Below are 21994 nucleotides of genomic sequence, written 5' to 3'. Positions count from 1 at the left end.
AAATTGCCCATTGCTCCACGCTTTTATTTTATTTGCGTTCTTTTAATAGGGTCACACCCCTCACATAAAACAAAACGGCATTGGGTTGCACTATTCACGACATCACACCATAAAGAGAAATTATCATTATATATCCCTACATATCCCTTCAAATTGTTATGATATCACTCCCATATTTCAGTTTGAAAAAGAAATTTTAATTATTTTATGGCAACAATAAAAATTTTAATACAACAGTAAACAAGGAGCATAAAAAAAGTCTTCAAGCACCATTGTTGACAGAAAGATAAACACCGTCGTAAAACGCTTTCAAAAAGTATCCTTGATTAGGATAGAGATCAGATTTTTACGATTTAAAACGGTTTATTTCTCCTGTCATCGCTTCTCTTTTACAACAAAGTTGATATATCTTTATGACATTGATTAAAAAAATTGCAACAGTTGCTTCCGGAACCCTCATGAGCCGTATTTTTGGCTTCGTACGTGAAATGTTGATGGCCGCAGCCCTAGGGACTGGTCCTGTTTCTGATGCGTTTAATGCTGCTTTCCGTTTTCCCAACACATTCCGCCGTTTTTTTGCTGAAGGTGCCTTTAATGCTGCTTTCATTCCTCTTTTTGCCAAAAAAATCACTGAAGATGGTCACGAAACGGCATGCAAGTTTGCAGAAGAGGTGTTTGGCGTTCTCTTTTCACTGCTCTTACTGTTAACGATTGCGATGGAACTCAGTATGCCTTTTTTGGTACGAACCATTATTGCTCCAGGTTTTACCGAAGATGCAACAAAGCTTAACGCTACAATTCATTTTACGGCGATCATGTTTCCCTATTTAACCTGCATGTCGCTTGCTGCCATGATGGGGGGCATGCTTAATGCACTGCGACGCTATTTTATTGCCGCCATTGCCCCACTCTTTTTAAACATTATTCTGATTGGTGTGCTTGCCTATGCTTGGATCTATAAACTTGACGCTTGGCATATCGGTTTAAATCTCTCTTGGGGTGTATTGGCAGCAGGTCTTATTCAACTCACCTTAATTGCCCTTGCTTTGCGTCAAAGTGGCATGAAAATTTCCTTCCGCCAGCCCCATTTAAGTCCTAATGTTCGTAAGCTATTAACTTTAGCATTCCCCGCAGCCATCACAGGTGGCATCACGCAAATTAATTTGCTCATTAATACCAACATTGCTTCTAGTCAATCGGGTGCTGTCTCTTCTTTGATGTACGCTGATCGCCTTTACCAATTGCCTTTAGGCGTAATCGCCATAGCCGTTGCAACCGTTCTTTTACCAGAATTAACACGCGCTTTGCGAAGTAAAAAGCATGAAGAAACCCACCATTTACAAAACCGCTCTATTGAATTAACGCTATTTTTAACACTTCCAGCATCCATCGCTTTTTTGCTGCTCTCCACTCCCATAGTCAGTTTGCTCTTTGAGCGAGGACAATTTACCAGTCAATCAACACACCATGTTGCACAATTACTAGAGCTTTATGGACTAGGACTTCCAGCTTTTGTTCTTATTAAGGTCTTTATTCCTAATTTTTTTGCCCATGAAGATACCAAAACACCGATGATTTTTACAGGTATTTGCGTTTTTATCAATATCGGTCTCGCCTTAACATTATTTCCTATTCTATCTGCACGAGGCATTGTTATTGCTGAAATTACCTCTGGATGGGTCAACACACTGTTGCTTTGGGGTGTCCTTATCAAACGTGGTTATTGGAAATACGACTTCCAACTGATAAAGCGAATATTATGTCTCATGATGGCAACTCTTTTGAGTGCACTAGCCCTCTATTACGGATTGAATATGCTTGGTTTTTTGTCTTTTCCTTTATCCTCACAAGCATCCTTTTTCTTGCGCGCGATCACCTTAGCAGGGATTATGCTCGGCATATTCTTGATCTATTTTAGTGCCTATTTTTTATTCAACACCCGTTCCTTTTTTCACACGCTTAAAAATTTGAAAAAACGCTCATAATATCTATACTTTGTCAAAAACAATAAAATGAATAACCTTAATTGAAGAAAGAGCACTCCTATGGATACCTTCACACCACTTGTCTTTTCCGGCGTACAACCGAGTGGTCACTTACATCTTGGCAATTATCTTGGAGCCATTCAGCATTGGGTTGAACTACAAAACTCTCATCACTGTCTCTATTGTGTTGTGGATATGCATGCGCTCACCGTCAACCCAGATCCCCTTACTTTACGCGAATCCACCAGAACAGTGACAGCAGCCTTTTTAGCCGCCGGTATTGATCCTCAAAAACATATTATTTTTAATCAATCACGTGTTTTTCAACATGCTGAACTCGCCTGGATTTTAAATTGTGTTGCCCGCATTGGCTGGCTTCAACGCATGACACAATTTAAAGATAAAGCGGGAAAAGATCGTGAAAAAGCATCCCTCGGGCTTTTTGCTTATCCCACTTTGATGGCTGCTGATATTTTAGTCTATCGTGCAACGCATGTTCCAGTAGGCGAAGATCAAAAACAGCATGTTGAACTCACACGCGATATTGCACAAAAATTTAACAACGACTATGCACAGCGTATTGCCGAATTAAATTTTGGCGTTTCTATGCAAACGGATGAAGAAAAAAGACAAGGCTTTTTTCCTCTTCCAGAAGCACTGATTGGAACAACAGCCACACGCGTTATGTCTTTGCGCGATGGGACGAAAAAAATGTCAAAATCAGATCCTTCAGATTTTTCACGCATTAATTTGACCGATGATGCTGATCTTATCGCAAAAAAAATACGCAAAGCCAAAACGGATTCAGCTCCTCTTCCCGATACCCTCACCGCTTTAAAAGAACGACCAGAAGTTGATAACCTGCTTGGTATTTATGCCGCCTTTGCCAAAGTTAGCAAAGAAAAGATTCTTTTAGAATTTTCTGGTCAACAATTTTCGCATTTTAAAACAGCTCTAGCCGACCTTGCCGTCCATAAGCTTGCCCCTATAACAGAGGAGTTACGTCGACTTCATCAAGAAAATGATTATATCGACTCTGTTTTGCATGATGGCGCTAAACGTGCTAGTATGCTCGCAGAAGAAAATATGAAAAAAATTCGTGAAATTATTGGATTTTTGCACGATACATAAAAACAATAACACTAACAACTGTAGAAAGCCCCCAAAATCATTTGTACAAAATAGAGAAAGTGCATGATTTCCAAGCCCCAAACTCTTAAAAAAGAGCCCAAGAAAAAAAACTTAGTTATCATCGATGAAACACCGGAGTGTCGGCGTGCCGTTGCATTTGCCACCCAGCATGCTCAAAATACCAATAGAACATTAGTATTGCTTTGTGTCGTTGATAGTGTAGAATTTCAACATTTTCTAGGTGTAAACAACGTTATGCGCACAGAATCAAAGCAAAGTGCTCATAAAATATTAGCAGACATTGCCAGTGAAATCCGCACCACCCATGCGCTTGAAACAGAAATAGTGGTGCGAGAAGGAAAAAAAATTGATGAGATTTCCAAACTGATCGACGAAGATAAAAGGATTGCACTGATTGTTTTAGCAGCCAGTGGACATACAGAAGAACCAGGCCCTCTTATTCAATTAATCGGGAATAAAGGGACAGCTTTTTCAATCCCTGTCATTGTTATTCCTAGCAATCTTGCCGATGAAGATATTAGATCTATTGCCTAAAAAATATAATATTCTACAATGTAAGATCTTCCCAATCCTTCATTATAAAAGGAGAATCTATGTTTATTCAAACTGAAACCACCCCAAACCCTGCAACACTTAAATTCTTGCCAGGACGCGTGGTTCTTTCTGAGGGCGTATTAGAATTTCGTAACCGTGAAGAAGCAGCTAAAAACTCACCTTTAGCGGCTAAACTATTTAATATTCCCAATGTCAATGGTGTTTTTTTAGGCTATGATTTTATCACCGTAAGCAAAAAAGAAGGAGAATGGCAACATCTTAAGCCCGTCATTTTAGGCACAATTATGGAGCATTTTCTGTCCAATGAGCCAGTGATCACCACCAACGCCACAACACAAGCACAAACCCACGCTCTCAACGAAGAATTTTATGACGAAAAAGATGCTGATATTGTCTTAACCATTAAGGAGCTCCTTGAAACACGTATTCGCCCAGCGGTTGCCAATGACGGTGGAGATATTACTTTTCGTGGATTTGAAAATGGTATTGTTTATCTCAATATGCGCGGCGCCTGTGCTGGATGTCCCTCTTCAACAGCAACACTCAAACATGGTATTGAAAATCTTTTACGTCATTTTATCCCTGAAGTTTTAGGCGTTGAAGCCATGCCACAATAAATATTGGCCTCAATAGGCAAAACGCCCCCCACCAACCTCACCAGTTATCCCTCTTCAACGGCAACGTTCAAATATGGGTATCGAAAATCTTACACCTTTTTATTCCAGAAATTTCAAACATAAGTCATGCTGCCATAAAAATACAGTACTGTTAAAAAAATCTGTACACTGATCCCTTCGCTCACCTTTCACCTCCACATATGCCTTAAAAAGGTTTCTGCTCCTTTAAGAGGCATAAGTTGTTTCAATAAACCAATCGCATAGACAGAAATAGAACACATAGGGATGTGCATTTTAAATTTATTTTATCTCATCATCTTGTCATGCAATTTTAACCAAGAAAACACGCCCCGTTACAAAAAAGAAAACCCAAAAAAGAAAACATTGTAAGATAGAGTACCCATTTGTTTCATCTTTCTCAGCTCTCCCAACGATAAAATCACACAAAATACTTCTTGTAGCAAGTCGGCACCATCATTATATTTGCCAGTCCCCAATGTTGCGATAGCCCTTGGCACTTGAGAGGGTTTATAAGAAGCCTTTTTACTGCTTTCTTGTACCATGTCACTCCACACGGATCTCCCCGCTTGTAACAAGCAAGAGACATAATTTTGATTAATTCAACATGGAACAGATTTGGAATAAGAAAATCCCACGTTATTCGGGGTTCTAATTCAATATGAATAACGATAACTTATTATTATAAATCAATATGTTGTTTCATCAAATCGACAAAGATCATATTTTGCAACTTGAATGAGAATTCTGACATTCTTCTTATTTCAATTCTGTTTTTATTGCATCAATCAAAATCGTCCGCTTACACAGCACAAACTGGATAATAACAAAAACTATTTTTAATAGCGCTTATAAACACTTTTAAATATAAGAACTGTTGCAACATTGAGAGCTGAAAAAAATGCATAATGATGCTACCTTATCAGTATCTCGTACCGATCTTTTTCTATTTTTGAGTCAAAAATTCCCCTCTAGCACCTTGAATCTGATCTCCATAAATATAGCGAGGAAGGTGTGTACAAATACTTGTAAAAATAAATAAATGTAAAACCAGATCTATTCTATTATGGTTGTTTTGGAAGTCATTTGATAAAAAGTGGGAATATTTTTTCAATTCAGCAGAAATAAGTTTGTTACTTTACGGCATTGTTCTCCTCATAAAGCGCGTACCTTTATTGTTGCTTGTAAATCAACATCCAATCCTTCTCATAACAGTATGTTTAAAAGAAAAGACAGTGTCAGTATTTCTTTACGATATAATATTTTTTCCAACCCTCAAGGTGCGATAGCCCTTGGCACTTGAGAGGGTTTATAAGAAGCCTTTTTACTGCTTTCCTGTACCATGTCACTCCACACGGATCTCCCCGCTTGTAACATGCAAGAGACATAATTTTGATTGATTCAACATAGAACAGATTTGGAATAAGAAAATCTTAAGATATTCATTTGGATCTCTCATTCAACATGGGAAAAAGTGAATTATCTTTATAAATCAACATATTGCGATACGTAGCTTTTATCTTCTGATAAAAGCAAACATATTGCCTCTATCTGATTGGCATAATCTGTAAAATAAGAAAAGAACCCTATTGGAAAAAACTATGAAAGTGTCAAAATAGAAAACAAACGAAATGCAAAAACAATTGCAAGAAGATAAATGCCTAAACTTTTTTCACAAACTCCGACTTTAAACTCATCTGCCCAATCCCAGGAATTTTGCAATCGATATTATGATCCCCATCTACCAAGCGAATATTCTTTACCTTCGTCCCTCCTTTTAAAACAGATGAAGCACCTTTTACTTTCAGATCTTTTATCACCATAACAGTATCACCGTTTGTTAAAATCTGACCATTGGCATCATAAACAATATCGGAAAGAGCAGTATCATCATTTTTTTGTGGCCATTCATGTGCACATTCAGGACACACAAAATTTTCACCCTCTTCATAAGTATAAAGACCATCACAACGAGGACATTTGGGATATTGGGTCATAAATTCCCCTTTTAAAAGAAAAATCATTCATTATGACTGGTCATAAAGCAAGAAGTGCTTATTGTCCATTATTTTAGAAAAACATTTCCCTTTGTTTCACCCCTCATCTGCCAACTGTGTTCATGAATGCTATCATCACATACTATACACAAGTTTATAAAAATGATTGGTCATTATACAACTTAAATAAGCCCCCCGCATATCATAAAATTTACGCACTTCATTCTCTCTAACAAATTAATCAAAATCATTTTCTTATACATCTCCAATGCAATTAACGAATGAATAAAAAACAATTAGAAAAGGAACATCTCTGAATAAAACGTTCTCAAAGAGCTAAAAACTCTTGCTGCATTGAGAAACAAGAACATGATGTCCCCAACTTAACCTTTTATTTAAGTAAAGATAATAGTCATAATGTTAGAGGACAGACTGATTTATGATCATAGTTAATGGTTTTGTATATTGAATGAGAGCCGATCAATAAGCTTAGGTTTTCTCAACCCCTTTTACATTGAATTAACCAAAGCCTTTCGCTTGCATGTTACAAGTAGGAAGAGCCGTATAAAACGATTAGGAAAAGACTCAAAAGACGAAATGCTCTCAAATACAAGAGCCAACATTGAGAGCAGACCTAAATGTATATGATGATATCACTTTGTTCCTTCATAAGCATAAAAATGGTCGTGCTCAATGAATAGCTGGTTATCCCTTTCAAAGCAACACGCATAAGATGCGTTTTTAGTGTCTGAGAGAGAAGCTTCTTTAAAACAAACATATGAAATGTGCAACAATGATCATATTTTGTTTTGCATGAGAAACATTCTCCTATTAAACAAAAATTTCTATCAAACCATCAGAACTCCTTGGGCATTAATGCTCCCATTATGCTTGATTATTATGACCTACAGCCTTCGGTTTTAAAAAGTCAGCAGTTTTTAAGAAACCAGCCGATATGTAAACGTAGAAAGAACCAAACGAGCCTGAAAATGGAGAAGCTCCCTTAGGGCAAATAAAATCACGCCCCCTAAAATCATGATCCCAAAATCATGATCCCAAAATCATAATCCCAAAATCATAATCTATGTGATCAATCATCATACTTTTACAAAAAAACATTCCCATGATCTTAGGTAATAATATCAGGTCGGTCTCGCCCCAATTCTTGTTGTATATTTAACAGTTTTAATGCCACCTGTTGCAAAGGTTTAAGCACGTCTTGCGGATTAAAATTGTGTTTGTGCGGATCACCTTCATACTGTTCAAAATAAAGCCGTAAGGTAGCACCGAGAGTCCCTGTTCCCGATAAACGGACCACCAACCGTGCGCCATTCTCGAAAAAAATACGGATACCTTGCTGCGTACTAACGCTCTGATCAACGGGATCACGATACGTAAAATCGTCTGCTTTTTTGACCAAAAAACCAGCAATTTCGGTTCCTTCTTGTGGTAAATGCCCACGCAAATGCTCTATAAGTGCCAAAGCTTTGTCTGCTTCGACTTCTTCATAATCATGCCGTAACGTGTAAAAACGCCCATAGGTGTGCCAATGCTGTTGAACAATTTGTGCGACAGTTTTTTCTGTTACCGCTAAAAGATTTAACCAAAATAATACAGCCCATAAACCATCTTTTTCGCGGATGTGATGAGAGCCCGTTCCAAAGCTTTCTTCACCACAAAAGGTTACTTTTCCCGCATCCAAAAGGGTTCCAAAAAACTTCCATCCCGTTGGCGTTTCAAAAAAGTTTAGTCCTTTTTTTTCAGCAACCAGATCAGCGGCACGCCCCGTCGGCATAGAGCGCGCTATCCCCACCACGCCTTTCCGATATCCTTTAATGAGATGTGCATGTTCAGCCATAATAGCCAAAGAATCGGAAGGCGAGACAAATTGTTGACGTCCAATAATAAGGTTACGATCTCCATCACCATCAGAGGCTGCGCCAAGATCTGGTCCTTGCTCTGACATCAATAAATCATAAAGAGCCTTGGCATAAACCAAATTGGGATCTGGATGACCACCTCCAAAATCTGGCAAAGGAATACCATTAACCACCGTCCCTTCAGAAAATCCTAAGCATTTTTCAAAAATTTCATGGGCATAAGGCCCTGTTACTGCATGCATGGCATCAAACCGTAAAGTAAGACCTCGAGCCACAGCTTTGGCAATACAGTCAAAATCAAAAAGCTCCTGCATCAAAGCAACATAATCAGCGACAGGATCAATAATATCAATCCGCATGGCTCCTATAAAGGTTGTACCTTGCTTATCTAAATCAACATCTGGTGCTTCAAAAATTTTATAACAGGAAAGCCGTTGCGATGTTGCAAAAATAGCATCACATAAAGAATTAGGAGCGGGGCCCCCATTAGAAATATTATATTTAATACCACAATCTCCCCCTGGACCACCAGGATTATGGCTTGCAGAAAGAATAAGTCCACCATGAGCATGAGTTTTACGAATAAGATGCGAAACAGCAGGTGTAGAAAGAATACCGCCCCTTCCCACTTTAATAAGAGAGACACCATGCGCCGCTGCCATCTTCAACACAATCTGAAGGATAGTACGATTAAAAGTGCGCCCATCCCCCCCCAGAATCAACATTTTTCCTTCAAGAGGTCCAATATTATCAAAAAGAGACTGTATAAAGTTTTCTACATAATGGGGTTGTTGAAAAACAGACACTTTTTTGCGTAAACCAGACGTTCCCGGTTTTTGTCCCTCAAAAGCCGTGGTTAAAACTGTCTTTACGGTCATATCCATACCTTTATATTCTTTCCTATAATTTTAAGGTGAAGAGTATCCAAAGTCGACCATTAATTCTACTTGACGGAAGTGTGAAATATTTGCACACTCACCAGAAGTAAGAATTTTTAGAGAAGCCCTTTTATTTAAAACGCTTTTTGCCATATGTTTTTAAATACAAAGGCTGTTTTAAAACAAAATTTTCGTAAAAGAATACAGGAGCATCATGATGATGAAAAAAACAGTTCCCAATGTAACATTCCACACACGCGTACGCGATGAATCAGTGGCTGGAGACAATCCTTATCGGTGGCAAGAAGTTAACAGTGATGCTTACTTTAAAGGAAAGCGTGTTATTCTTTTTTCTCTTCCTGGAGCTTTTACCCCTACTTGTTCAACCTTTCAACTGCCTGATTTTGAAAAACTCTATGATGAATTTAAACAAGCGGGTATTGATGAAATTTATTGTCTTTCCGTCAATGATGCTTTTGTCATGAATGCTTGGGGAAAAGCACAAAATATCAAAAATGTGAAATTAATTCCCGATGGCTCTGGTGAATTCACGCGCAAAATGGGTATGCTGGTTGCAAAAGACAATGTTGGTTTCGGCATGCGATCATGGCGCTATGCTGCTGTTATTAACGATGGAGTGGTTGAACAATGGTTCGAAGAAGCGGGTTTTTCAGATAATTGTGCAACAGATCCTTACGAAGTTTCTTCACCACAACATGTTTTAAAAGCCTTGAAAAGCTAATTTCCCCAATCGTCCATTTAAATAAAACTTTACGACACACATTTCCTTACTAAGGGAATATGTGTCGTTTATTTTTTGCAACCTCTATTCGTGAAAGCAGACACGATAAGTTGATTGTGTGCCTTCTGTGAGAAAATATTCCAGCAATAATTTTTCAATAAATATTTCATGTTTTAACGGCTTTGCAAAAGCTTGAAAAATTGCTGATGAAAAATCTGGACCCGTTGTGGAGCTAAAAAATCAAAGAGCTAAAAGCTGTTGCACGCTCTCAAAAAATAGGGATACAATTGCCAAATGCGCAAATTCATGCAAAACTCTCTCGGAAACATCAAGGATTAACATATAGATAAACTATGCAAAATCAACGCTCAGCTCTTCATATTGAGAAAAACTTTATGTTGAAAATGGTTTGATTGATAAAGATAATTTATAATTTTGCATATTGAATTGTGAAATCTGAATATCATAAGAGTGCCTCATTTTATCCCTTCTTATATTGCAACCATCAAAACCATTTTCTTGCCCATGACATGTGGAATTGGCATCTGAATAAACAATTAAAAAGGGTGAAAATGCTTCTCGTAAATACTTTCAAAGGCGAAAGCTGTGAATATCAAGACTGCAAGGTACACAAAAGCATCAAGAGGGAAAATACAGATCAAACATTTGTTTGAAGAGCTGCACACTTCAAATTGACTTATGTCTCATAAAAATAATCAAACACAGCATAAAAACAGCTCTGCATAAAGAACCGTTTATAAAGAAGATACACTCAAAACAGATCCCGTAAACACTCCACTTCATACAGCATCAACGGGTTGATGACTTCCTCATAGCCATTGATTCTAAGCTTTTATTTTTCTCTAAGAGAAAAACGGTTAAAGGAGTTATTGATTCAAGTATTCTGCCATAAACTGTGCCTTTATTTCTTCCTCATCTAACTCTTCCTCTTCATCAAACTCAAAATCTTCATCACATTCAGGAAGACCAAAAATATCTGGATTGATGAAATAACCTTCTTCTTTTGTCCCCTTCGCTACAATTTTATTTGTTTCCAATTCGCTGATACCTTCTTTAAAACTTTCAAAATTAAGATATTCTGGTCTTTGAATTGAAAGATCACAAATCAAAAATTCCTCAAGAATATCATGATCTAATATTATCTGATCAAACCATAAATCCACCTCCCCCTCCTCTTCTAACATTTTCCCTATTTGCCACAACATCACCAAAAAAGCTTTCATACCATTAAATGATAACTCAAAAATCATACTTCGACACGACGAGGCGCCTGAAAAAGTGATTTGCGGAAGATCTTCAAATCCGAAATTTGAAGGAGGAAGTTTAAATGACTTTCCAATATTCTCAGGTCTTTCAAGAATAAAGGGATTTCGTTCATAGAGCAGAGTAAAATCATATTGGACCATTTTCATTTCTCCTTTAAAGAATTGATTTTATGAAAAATGCATATTATCAGTAAGTTACCATTATGGCAGCTTACAATTCATCCAAATATGCTCCTGTAAAAAATTGTTCGATTTAAGTCATTCCATTGTTTTTTGAAGCTTAAAAAGTCTTTTAGGATAAAACGCTCTAGTTCTCCCTCCTTTTGCAATAAGGCTAGATTTTGTAATGTCCAAGAAGAGAACATCAAAGGATTTGATGCTCATAGATGAGAATTCAAAGATGAAGCCAATATAAACTGTCAATATTTTTATAAACTTTTGGGAAAGCGTTGTGTGAAACCTTTTAATTTTCTCAGAGTTTTTGTTCGTTACAATTTTTTTGCACATTTTAACGCATTATCATCGCATCCTCAGACGGACACATTTTATAGCGAATAGCGCTTACTTTTATCTCTTAAAAAATCTCTCTTTTATGCCGCACGCACTTCACCACCCCACTTTTGAACGCGTGTGCCAGCACGTATAAACGAGCAAAGCAGAAATTTCAAAAATTGAATCTCAACTTTTCCGAATATTTCAGGTAATCCTTTCGATAAAGACTTTTACCATTATCATTTTTGGGTTGCTAAAATATTCTGTACCGTTTTGACCAATTGATCTTCATCAACCGTCACTTGTGCTGGTCGACTTTCACGCCATGTTTGATTATCTTTGATCTCATGAGATAACCTCGCCCCTTCAATCAAATCTTTAATCTGTATTTTTCCGCTCTCACGTTCTTGTGAGCCTTGGATAACCACACAAGGCGCTCGGCGTCGATCTGCATATTTCATCTGCGCTTTTATCCCCGATGCCCCCAAATAGAGCTCAGCACGAATTCCGGCACCACGCAACTGCATCACCATTTTTTGATAACCAGCAACCGCCTCTGGCTCTTTATCCATCATCAGCACCACAACCGGCCCTGTTGTCTCCTTCATAGGCAACTTTCCAAGATTTTGCAAAGCAGCGATCAAGCGTGAAACCCCGATTGAAAAACCTGTTGCTGGAATGTTTTCACCACGAAAGCGTGCCACCAATCCATCATAGCGCCCACCACCACCAACAGAGCCAAAAACAACTTTTTGCCCATCATCATTAAGAACATCAAAAAGCAATGCCGCCTCAAACACAGGTCCTGTATAATATTCCAATCCGCGGACCACCGAAGGGTCAATTTTAATGCGATTATGATAACCATTAGCGGAAAAGATTTCTTGCATTTCTTCAAGCTCGCGAACCCCTTCAAGCCCTTGAGCACTCTGACCAACAACTTGTCTGAGAATATCAAGCGTTTCTTCTGCCGTTTTTGCGTTTACGGTGAGTAAGGAAAGAATACACTCAATCTCTTTATCTTTAAGCTCGGCCCCTTTTGTAAAATCACCACTGTCATCCAAACGCCCCTTGCCTAAAAGCAACCGCACACCTTCAGGACCAAATTTATCAAGCTTATCCATTGCTCTAAGAACAGTTAAGCGCCTTTCAATCTGCCCTCTTTCGCCTAAACCAATCAACTGCAAAATACTTTCCAGAATTTTTCGGTTATTCAAACGAATGGCATAATCATGCTGCTGAATTCCTAATTTTTCTAAACTATCCGCAGCCATCATGCAAATTTCAGCATCTGCCGCAACAGTTGGTGTTCCAACAATATCAGCATCAAATTGCATAAATTGCCGAAACCGCCCTGGTCCAGGCTTTTCATTGCGAAAAACAAACCCCAACCGATAACTGCGATAAGGTTTTGGTAACGTTTCAAAATTTTCAGCAAAATAACGGGCAAGAGGGGCCGTCAGATCATAGCGCAACGACATCCATTGTTCATCATCATCTTGTAGCGAAAAAACCCCTTCATTGGGGAGATCTGAATCAGGTAAAAACTTACCCAGCACATCTGTATATTCAAAAATTGGTGTTTCTAGCGCTTCAAAACCATAAAGTTCATAAACTTCACGAATTTGCGCAATCATTGTTTCAGTTGCATACAACTGTGCACTTGTACGATCAACAAAACCACGGGGTAAACGAGCTTTGGTTTTTTCTTGTTTCAATGACATGTTATTCTCTAGCAACAATATGTGTTCACGGATAACCCTTATCCCATAGAAACAAACGCTGCAATGACTTTATCAACCAAAAAGCTTTTAACAACATGTTAGAGGCTTTTATTTTACACAAGCAACAGCCTTATAAAGCAATATTCTAAAAGAATTTATTCTTTAAGGGAGTCATAACTCTTAAAGAAAAACATCCCCCAAACGAATATATTCTCCAAACACGCTTAAGCCACATCCTTTAGCACGGTTAGCGTCCCTTTTGTATTTTCTTGCCTATCTCATCTCCTTAAAACAATTATTCATATATTTTCCAAGATTTCTGCATTTTCTCCAACCCCTTAGCTTACGTATTTGCTCTCCCCATCCCAACAAAAAATGAAAAATATATGAGCATTTTTTGAGAAGATCAAAAACAATTCTTGACTTTAAAAATGCTGTAGATAAAGCAAAATGACTTCTTGAAAACAGTATTTTACTGAAAATTTGATAAGTCTCTCCTTCTTTATTAAGAGCCTTCTCTCTATAAGATCTTAACAAAAAAATTAAGACAGAAATGTATTTTTAGATTGCTCGGCAAAGTTATGAATGACATTTTTTAAATCAACAATATTTTGACCAGCATCTGTAATCGATCTTGAAATTGAAGGGATAATATTCTGCCATATCCTTTGAGGAAACTGCTGAGTTAATTGTGTTATTGTTCCTCCTTGAGCACCAATGCCAGGAACGAGAAACAGGCTATTTTTTAACTGTTCGATAGTATCTTTTGCTTCATTGCCCAATGTTGCTCCAATAACTGCACCGATAGGGCCAAGATGATGATATTGACTTAAAGATTGGTTATTATATTCAAAAATACGCTGCGCCAAATGAACCGAAACAGTTTGATCACCAATGCGCGCATTTCGAATTTGCCTTCCCTCTGGATTAGAAGACTGAACAACCATAAAAACAGCTGTTTTTGTTTCTTCTGCAATCTTTATCAAAGGAATGAGAGCATCAAACCCTAAAAAAGGATTAACTGTTATGGCATCCGCTTTGAAGGGACTATGAGAACCAAGCCAAGCTTTACCGTAAGCCTCAGCGGTAGAGCCAATGTCTCCTCTTTTTGCATCAACAAGAACCAATAGACCTTGTTCGTGTGCATTTTCAATGAGTTCTTTCAAAACTTGAATCCCTTCCACCCCATATAATTCAAAAAATGCGGCTTGCGGCTTTATTATCCCCACCTTACCCACGACTGCTGTTAAGAGGATATCACAAAAATCTTTTAGACCTTTATAATCACAGCTTAAATTCCATGATTGCAAAACTTTATGGCTCGGGTCAAAACCAACACAAAGGGGTCCATATTTTTCACTATTTTTTAAAAAAGCTGAACGAAACATTTTATATCCTAACACAGTCTCTCTTTAAACTTTCCAGTGTAATCACAAAGCAAAGCAGTTGTCAAAAAAATACAATACAGAACAAGGACTATCGAGTTTTTACGATAAAATATATTATGAACAGTTATGAATGATAGCTGCTTTTCATTTCATTTGAACATTTGCATCATAATTTGCTTTTTATGGTCTACTCATACATGGCAATTATTTATAAAAAATGATCAAATGAATCACGTATAAAAATGTGGATACTTAAGTGGATTCATATAAAATAATTGCAAACAACCTATTGATTTTGTTATATTTTATGTAATGTGCGGCGCACTGTAAAAAAGAACTCCTTATCGCTGCAAATGAGCATTGCGCCAATTTTGAGTATAGCTCTCATTTAGAGGGATTTCTTTCCCAACTTTCATCAGAAAAGAAAATTGACATCGCGAAATTAAATGATAAACCATATAAATATGCGCAGGAGGAAATTTTGAAAGCTGTAAAAGCTTTAGCATGTTGGGGAGCATTGTGACAAAGAAAAAATCCATGATTTTCGCCCAAATAGGACTTTTTCTCATTTTAGGCTTTAGCAGCTTTTCCGATGAAACAGCACAAGTTACATTTGCTTTACACTTAGCAGAAAGCACAGCATCTATTTCAATGCTGCTGTTTGCAGGGCTTGTCGGGGCAATTTGTGCAGGCCCCATTGCACCACGCCTCTTGCATCACTTCCAACCAGCGCGAACAGTACCCATTGTTTTATTGTTTGAAGCACTCTTCATAGCCGTTGCCGCAATTGCCAACCAATTTTGGGTTTACATTGCACTTTCTTTCGCACTAGGTTGTGCTGGTTCACTCTTTTGGTCTGCTATCCTCGTTTCCGTCCCAGAATTTGCAACCAATGATCAGCAATTAGACCGTATCAACCGCATTATCCAAACAGTTCGTAATCTTGGCTATATTGCCGGACCATTGTTAGGAGGTGTGTTGTATGGTCTATCGAACGGGCAAAAAGGGCTCTTTGCACTGTCAATCATGGTTCTTTTTGCTACCTTTATCACTCTCTTCTGTTTTAAAAGTTTAAAAATACATACGCAAACAACAAACACAACACAGCAAGCCAAAAAAGGGCTAGATTTAATGGGTCTTTTGCGTAAAAAAAATGTTGTCTATGCTCTTTTCCCCCTCATCATTACCATCATCCTCACCTCTGCTCTCAACGTCTTATCGATTGTCCGCATCCGCACGGAGCTGTACTTCAGTGCAGAAACCTATGGGATAATCACAAGCATGTTAAGTCTTGGCCTCGTGGTTGGTCCACTCTGTTTCTCCAGCCTTTTTCATCGCTTTGGTAATGCCGCTGGAGCATCACTTGCCGCTGCAATAATTGGTTTTGCAATTTTCTGCTTTTCCTTAACACATATTGTATGGTTAATGATGCTGTCATTTTTCATTCTTGGGGGTGCAAACGGTGTGCAAAATGCTCTAATGGTAAGTTTTATGATGAAAGCCATTCAGAAAGAACATCGAAACAACCAAATGCCCGCCTATATCTTTATCATACAAACAGCGGTGTGCATTGGCTTTCTAGGAGCCGGTTTTGTCCATGTTCATCATACCCAAAGCACACTGTTTATCATTGGCATCGCCACAATGATCGCAGGCATATTAGGCTTTATCATAAACCGCACTATACAAAAAAAAGGAATGGGATAATGCCTAGCAAACTTTGCCATCTATTCTTATTCTCTCGAAAAAAACCATGCCCAAAAATGGCATAAAAATCACCCCTCGATGAAATCGTTGTATCTCCCCTATAACCCCACACCAACCAATAAGACTTTGATGAACCACTCTTGAGTGTGGAGGAGCTAACAACCGTTCCCAAAATTTAGTTTATAGCAAAATAGAAACCGGTTTAACATCATGCAACAAGATCCTATAGGCTTAAACTTTTACAATGGAACAAGCGGCTATGTGTGGCAACTGGCAGACTATATGCGACATGATTGTCATGAGAGCTCCCACACACTTGAATTGCAAAAACCAACACCGCCCACAGCCATCAATTCTTTCGCTGTCTACCCACGTGAACTCAATCCTTTATCACGCGTTCAATGGGCAAAAGATGTACAAATAATAAAAAACAAACCAGCACTCATTGGCAAGCGGCAAATACAACCCATCACCATTGTTTCTACAAAAGGAGCAGCATTTGGCGGATTCGACTTTCCCACATTTGAAGCACTTCGTGAAGACTGCCTTGTCCAATCACTGAGAGAAATACAATTCAATGGTACTCTTCTTGCCTCTGAAAGTCTTTTGATCTCACTTTTACGACACGGTCTCATCAAAACAGATCAAAAAGCATTTTCAGAAAATGATGCAACCGCTCTTTTACGAGAGCCAACATGTATTATCATAGATTCTTCTCTTGGCAGTCTTGCCATTAATCAACTCAATGGGCGTACAATCCGGCTTCATGAAAAAACAAAACATCTCTTGAAGCAAGCCACCACACCAATGCACATTCAACACCCGCTAGAGGATTCAATAAAATTTTTTGTAAAAGCAGGAATGCTACGATTGGTAAAATTATAAGGATAAAAAGATGTCCCTGATAACCCCCGATATGGGAACAGAAAACAGTGCTGAACTTATTTACACGCTTATTCAAATGGCAAGACCGCGCACAGTCATTGAAATAGGTGCTGGTGATAGTACGTGCTTTATCGCAAAAGCACTTCAAAAAGCGAAATTATCATGGCAACAAGATAAAAAACTTTTAGAATCTTCCACCAGGGAAGAGCGCACAGCTTTGCTTGATCCTTCAGGGATTCCTGAAAATTACGAACCTCGGCTTATCACCATTGATGATTTTTCAGCAGAAAGCCAATCAGCAGAAGAAGCATGGCAAAAACTGCTTCAAGGCGGTATTGAAAAAGATACTGTAACATTTATCCATGAGAATTTTTTCTCTCTTGATGAAAGCACCCTCAAATCTTGGGGAGCAATAGATTTTGTTTGGCTTGATGCTGGAACGCCCGCAGATGATGTGCGATTTGTTACCACAGTTTGGGAACACATCACCGCTGGTGGTTATCTTTGTCTACATGAACCAACAATGACCACAACAATTGCTCTCAATAGCGAACAACGGGTTCGACGCGTCAGAACTCCCATCTGGGAAGAAATTCTCTACCGGCTTGATGGCTCCTATGAAGCTTTAACACTCCCCGAAAACCACAAATATCGCCAAGGTGGTCTGGGGATTATTCGCAAACGCACCCCAGCCGAACAAATTGTACGCGCACAATCGCTCCAAGCAGAACTCATAGAAATCAATGAAATTCCCATTCGCAATGATATTTTGCCCATGGGGAAAGAAACCCTTCACAAACGCAAGACCCGCAATTCACTGATCTCTGCCATGACCTCACCGACACTGCGCGCTGTTTATGCCGCCATTATCCTTGGTGCAAAAAATCTTACTGATATCCTCAAACATGTCAATTCAGATGCCAAAAACATTCACAAATCCATCAATCGCCTTTTGAATCTTGGACTTATTCACAACACAACAGCAGGATTTCAAGCCGAAGAGACAGTGTGGAAAATGCTAGAAAATAAACATGAACGGGAGAAGGAAAATTTAAGCGACCGCCATTTAGAAACAGAAGAGATGCTATCAAAAATTGGTGAAGCCTTTCAAATGGGAAAAATCTATAGCGAAACGGAAGTTTCCAAGATATGCAACCTCTTTACGATAGACTTTGCCCGATTACGACGCACTCTTGTTGAGAGAGGTTTTTTACAACGCCATGGAGGAAAATATCAACGCATGCGCTAAAAGAGATTTGAAAAATGATTAGCGAACTCTATCGTTTTTCTTCTCTATTTCAAGAGAATGAATAACCTTCCACGAAAAAAATATAATTTCATTAAAAGGTTATAAAATTATTCATCTCATTCATATGTTGACAATCTATGGGGGATAGTACATCCTCTTCATAAAGGATAAAATGGAAAAGCAAGAATGCGGGGTGCCAATTGGTTATCAAAAAGGATTGGGTGGTTATCAAAAAGGATTAGAAATAGTCCAAACCATCAGGAGAAGAGATAAGATCCAAGTTCTCAATGATCTTACGATTTTTGCACGAACATCAGGGCACAGTATTGTTGCTCAATCCAAATCATGCTCAATATTTCTAAAAACATCGTAGAAAAACAATATTCTTGCATTGGACTGGCTGGTGAATCAAGAAAGATACTATTTCAACAAAATGTGCATAGTAGAAACAAGGCTGGCAAAACTTCCTCAAAAGATACAACAAAATGTCTTTGGTCATTTAACAACACTTCTATGGAAATTCCATGGGCAAAAATAAAATTCCTTTTTTCATCTATAGCACAGTTTTTCTTTCTGAATTTTCCTTTTTCTTTGTACTCCCTCTGCTTGGAAACTCTTCTCTCATAACTACCGCCAATGTTGCTTTTTATCTCGCTGGATCGGTAATCCTTGAAAGCATTCTCATGGTAACCACAACGGGTTTATTAGAAAGATTTTCGCGTAAACTCTTAATGGCTACCGCCTTTATTTTAAGGAGTAGCGCTTTTGTGTGCATTATCCTATCGCTCACACCTTCTGCATGGTTGATCTTTTTTACCTTAATGGCTTTTTCGAAAGCAATTTCAAAGCCATTTTTGAGAGAAATTTTATCAGAACATCTCAATGAAAATGCTCTTAAACGCGCATTAACTCTCTATTCTTTTTTTCAAAATGCTGCTGTCGTTATCGCCCCTCTTGTTGCAACGAGTGCTATAAAATACAACACATCGACCTTCTTAATGGTTTTTTTTGCACTCATTGGTTTGTATCTTTGTGTTCTATCCATTCAAATTGTTTATCATTACCCACATAAAACATTATCTCTTGAAAAGAATAAAAAAATAAAGAATCCTTTTCTTTCTTCTTTAAAAACAATAATACATAATCGTTCTATTGTTTATTTGCTGGTCACGGCTTTGCTTTGTGCATTCCTCATGGGAATTTTCATCACCACCACAACACTTCTCAGTAAATTTGACAGAAATCTCGCCCCTTATAGTGGAATTTTCTTTTCAATTGTTGGCATCAGTATTTGTATCTGGCAGGGGATAATCAATAAACATCTCAGCCTTTCTGATAAATCAACTTTCTACCTATTATGGCTTATGGGAAGTTTCGCTGCTTTTTTCCTCATGGGTGGCGTCTTTACCGCTGTGACTGCGTTAATTGCCTACAGTGTCTATGAATCTGTCATGATTCCAGAGATATACTATCAAGCAGGGAAAACAACTACATCCCTCTCTGCCAGTGTTCTTTTTAGTTATATTCTTGTTATTTCAAATATTGGCCAAGCTGCCGGCTCATGGACAAGTGGCTGGATCATCAGCCATTTCAACAATCATATCGCTTTCACCTTTTGCATGATTGTTGGTGCCTCCGCCTTTGCTTCTTGCCTTTGCCTCATGCAAACTAAAAAAAATAAGCAGCTTCAATGTCACATATAATTTTTGCTACTGGGGACACAACAAGGGTGCCCAAAACACTTCGCCATAAATCACTCAATTATGGGTTTGTAATACAATCTGCGGCAAAGAAGCTCGAAACGGTCTTTAAAGATTGCTCTGTAAGGCTCCGTTGCAAATTGTCTCATAGCTTAAAGGATTATGGGAGGATTTTTATTTTCCCATGAAATTTGTAGACTGCTCAAAGTAACATATTATCCATTTGCCTCTATGGTTGATCTTGAGACTTTGAGTTCAGCTATCGCAGAATTTTCTATCGATACCATCATATGCTTGCCAAGTTTTGCGGATAAACTTATTACAATATCTCGGAAGCAAAAATTAAAAACTTTAAACAACCTATTCTATCTTAGAGAAGCCTTTCAAGCTGAATCTGTGTCGAAAATAAAAGACATAATCCTTGAATTAGATATTAAACCTCTTAGCTTTACCACCCAAGAAACTGGTCCAATAGGATTCCAGTGTTCCAAGATTGATGGTGACATTTATCATCTTTATGATCACATTCAAGTAAAGTCAAATCCTGAAAATGATGAATTAATTGTCTCTGTTTTTTATCCTGAAGATGCACCATTACTTGAGCACACCACAGGTGATATTGTTCATATTGCATATGATCAATCATGCGATTGTGGCTATCATGGCCATACCTTACACCTGAAAGGAAGAACACCAACTTTTTATAATATTATGGGAACTTCAATTTCTGTACACGATTTTACAAATGTCTTCAATTTTCAAGGTTGCACTCTTTCGGCGAAAGACTATTCAACTCATTATAGTCAATCAATTTGAGAACGGTGTTGGCGTTTTATTGTTTATTGATTCACGTTACGATATTGAAAGAAATGTCCTTTTATCATCCCTCTCATCCTCTTATCTGATAAAAGACATTATCAATAAATCACAATTTTTCCATGTTTGCTTTATGCAGAAATCTCAATTTCTTCGCTCCTCAAGCTCTGAAAAAATAAAATCCTTTTTTCAAACGACTGAATATCCTATAGTGCTTGATGGTGATTTAGTAGAAATTAAATAAGATAAGATTATAAACTTCATCGATAAGTTCTTCATTATCACAGGAACCTTATACGTTTTTTTTCCTTGCTCTTAGCGCAATAAGCCTTTCCATAAAAGCATTTCGAATAAAATAAAACACGACCTTTAAAATAATTTGCACAAAAGTATATTTAAGGTAGGGTAAGAAATCATCCGATTTGTAGCTCCTTATACAGAGGATAGGGATATGTGCCCTTGCGCATAGACATGTGATTAAGTTCAAGGAAAGGTAAAAGCGTAAAAGAAAACAGCTCCTCTTTTAGTTTATTCGAACCTTTTAAGTACAAAAATTACAGAGCTTAAATTTTAGTTGAACAACCCCTATTGTAAGGGCTAGACTGTTAGTTGTAAGGTATTATCTCAAGCTATTAGCTATTTAGTGTTCACTTTTTCACAGAGGATAATACCTCTGAACTTCTTTATTATAAAATTGCTACAAGAATGTTCTGCCGGCTTTTAAGAGACAAAAAACCAGCTCATCACTGGTTTGCAAGAAGTTGGCTTATGTATGATGTAAAAATTATACAAAAGAAACTTTTATAAAATCAATGTATAGGGGAAGTTTGAATAAAGACTTAAGTAGCATGCGCCTTTAGTTTTTATTTGTTTTTTGTACGTGGGAAGAGTTGCAAGAGAATAGCATTTTACTCCATGCGTTT

At 37.9% G+C, this 21994-nt stretch carries 16 protein-coding genes; 10 read left to right on the top strand and 6 right to left on the bottom strand.

Features of this window, described 5'->3' with window-relative positions:
* Nucleotides 1-413: 413 nt before the first annotated feature.
* The 4 genes from murJ (at nucleotide 414) to ACFIKI_RS06050 (ending at nucleotide 4309) form a co-directional block, all read left to right on the top strand.
* Nucleotides 414-1985, top strand: a complete 1572-nt coding sequence (murJ, locus tag ACFIKI_RS06065; RefSeq protein WP_375623703.1) for a murein biosynthesis integral membrane protein MurJ — start codon at nucleotides 414-416, stop codon at nucleotides 1983-1985.
* A 60-nt stretch (nucleotides 1986-2045) separates the two neighbouring features.
* Nucleotides 2046-3116 (top strand): tryptophan--tRNA ligase, encoded by a 1071-nt coding sequence (gene trpS / locus ACFIKI_RS06060; protein WP_375623701.1) that lies wholly within the window; start codon nucleotides 2046-2048, stop codon nucleotides 3114-3116.
* A gap of 63 nt (nucleotides 3117-3179) precedes the next feature.
* A complete protein-coding gene (locus ACFIKI_RS06055) occupies nucleotides 3180-3671 on the top strand; it encodes a universal stress protein (RefSeq protein ID WP_375666321.1) in 492 nt (163 codons plus the stop codon).
* A gap of 59 nt (nucleotides 3672-3730) precedes the next feature.
* On the top strand, nucleotides 3731-4309 hold the full coding sequence (locus ACFIKI_RS06050) for a NifU family protein (protein WP_375646352.1): 579 nt from the start codon (nucleotides 3731-3733) through the stop codon (nucleotides 4307-4309).
* A gap of 353 nt (nucleotides 4310-4662) precedes the next feature.
* Here ACFIKI_RS06050 and ACFIKI_RS06045 read toward each other — a convergent pair whose 3' ends face one another.
* The 3 genes from ACFIKI_RS06045 to ACFIKI_RS06035 all read right to left on the bottom strand — a co-directional run bounded on the left by ACFIKI_RS06045 (nucleotide 4663) and on the right by ACFIKI_RS06035 (nucleotide 9082).
* Nucleotides 4663-4872: a hypothetical protein gene (locus ACFIKI_RS06045; RefSeq protein WP_375646353.1), complete on the bottom strand. Its 210-nt coding sequence runs from the start codon at nucleotides 4870-4872 to the stop codon at nucleotides 4663-4665.
* A 1116-nt stretch (nucleotides 4873-5988) separates the two neighbouring features.
* A complete protein-coding gene (locus ACFIKI_RS06040; protein ID WP_375623695.1) occupies nucleotides 5989-6324 on the bottom strand; it encodes a zinc ribbon domain-containing protein YjdM in 336 nt (111 codons plus the stop codon).
* A 1129-nt stretch (nucleotides 6325-7453) separates the two neighbouring features.
* A complete protein-coding gene (locus ACFIKI_RS06035) occupies nucleotides 7454-9082 on the bottom strand; it encodes an alpha-D-glucose phosphate-specific phosphoglucomutase (RefSeq protein ID WP_375666320.1) in 1629 nt (542 codons plus the stop codon).
* Between the two features lie 217 nt (nucleotides 9083-9299).
* Here ACFIKI_RS06035 and ACFIKI_RS06030 point away from each other — a divergent pair, with 217 nt between their 5' ends.
* A complete protein-coding gene (locus ACFIKI_RS06030) occupies nucleotides 9300-9824 on the top strand; it encodes a peroxiredoxin (protein WP_375613588.1) in 525 nt (174 codons plus the stop codon).
* 887 nt (nucleotides 9825-10711) lie between these two features.
* On the opposite strand, the gene ACFIKI_RS06025 is transcribed toward ACFIKI_RS06030, so the two are convergent.
* From ACFIKI_RS06025 to pyrF, 3 genes are all read right to left on the bottom strand, one after another.
* Nucleotides 10712-11251: a replication protein gene (locus tag ACFIKI_RS06025; RefSeq protein ID WP_375623691.1), complete on the bottom strand. Its 540-nt coding sequence runs from the start codon at nucleotides 11249-11251 to the stop codon at nucleotides 10712-10714.
* Between the two features lie 590 nt (nucleotides 11252-11841).
* On the bottom strand, nucleotides 11842-13326 hold the full coding sequence (hisS, locus tag ACFIKI_RS06020; RefSeq protein ID WP_375666318.1) for a histidine--tRNA ligase: 1485 nt from the start codon (nucleotides 13324-13326) through the stop codon (nucleotides 11842-11844).
* Nucleotides 13327-13868: 542 nt separating this feature from the next.
* On the bottom strand, nucleotides 13869-14714 hold the full coding sequence (gene pyrF / locus ACFIKI_RS06015) for an orotidine-5'-phosphate decarboxylase (protein ID WP_375666317.1): 846 nt from the start codon (nucleotides 14712-14714) through the stop codon (nucleotides 13869-13871).
* Between the two features lie 519 nt (nucleotides 14715-15233).
* Here pyrF and ACFIKI_RS06010 point away from each other — a divergent pair.
* The 5 genes from ACFIKI_RS06010 to ACFIKI_RS05990 all read left to right on the top strand — a co-directional run bounded on the left by ACFIKI_RS06010 (nucleotide 15234) and on the right by ACFIKI_RS05990 (nucleotide 21071).
* Entirely contained in the window at nucleotides 15234-16421 is a 1188-nt protein-coding gene (locus ACFIKI_RS06010) for an MFS transporter (RefSeq protein WP_375666316.1), read from the top strand.
* Between the two features lie 210 nt (nucleotides 16422-16631).
* A complete protein-coding gene (locus ACFIKI_RS06005) occupies nucleotides 16632-17306 on the top strand; it encodes a hypothetical protein (protein WP_375666315.1) in 675 nt (224 codons plus the stop codon).
* Between the two features lie 10 nt (nucleotides 17307-17316).
* On the top strand, nucleotides 17317-18555 hold the full coding sequence (locus ACFIKI_RS06000; protein WP_375666314.1) for a DUF2087 domain-containing protein: 1239 nt from the start codon (nucleotides 17317-17319) through the stop codon (nucleotides 18553-18555).
* 524 nt (nucleotides 18556-19079) lie between these two features.
* Nucleotides 19080-20258, top strand: coding sequence for an MFS transporter (locus ACFIKI_RS05995; RefSeq protein WP_375666313.1), 1179 nt, complete (start codon nucleotides 19080-19082; stop codon nucleotides 20256-20258).
* A 159-nt stretch (nucleotides 20259-20417) separates the two neighbouring features.
* On the top strand, nucleotides 20418-21071 hold the full coding sequence (locus ACFIKI_RS05990) for a hypothetical protein (protein ID WP_375666311.1): 654 nt from the start codon (nucleotides 20418-20420) through the stop codon (nucleotides 21069-21071).
* Nucleotides 21072-21994 lie beyond the last annotated feature (923 nt).

Source organism: Bartonella sp. TT121SHDZB, from assembly GCF_042193415.1.
Classification (GTDB): domain Bacteria; phylum Pseudomonadota; class Alphaproteobacteria; order Rhizobiales; family Rhizobiaceae; genus Bartonella.
This window is presented reverse-complemented; position numbering and strand designations above follow the sequence as displayed.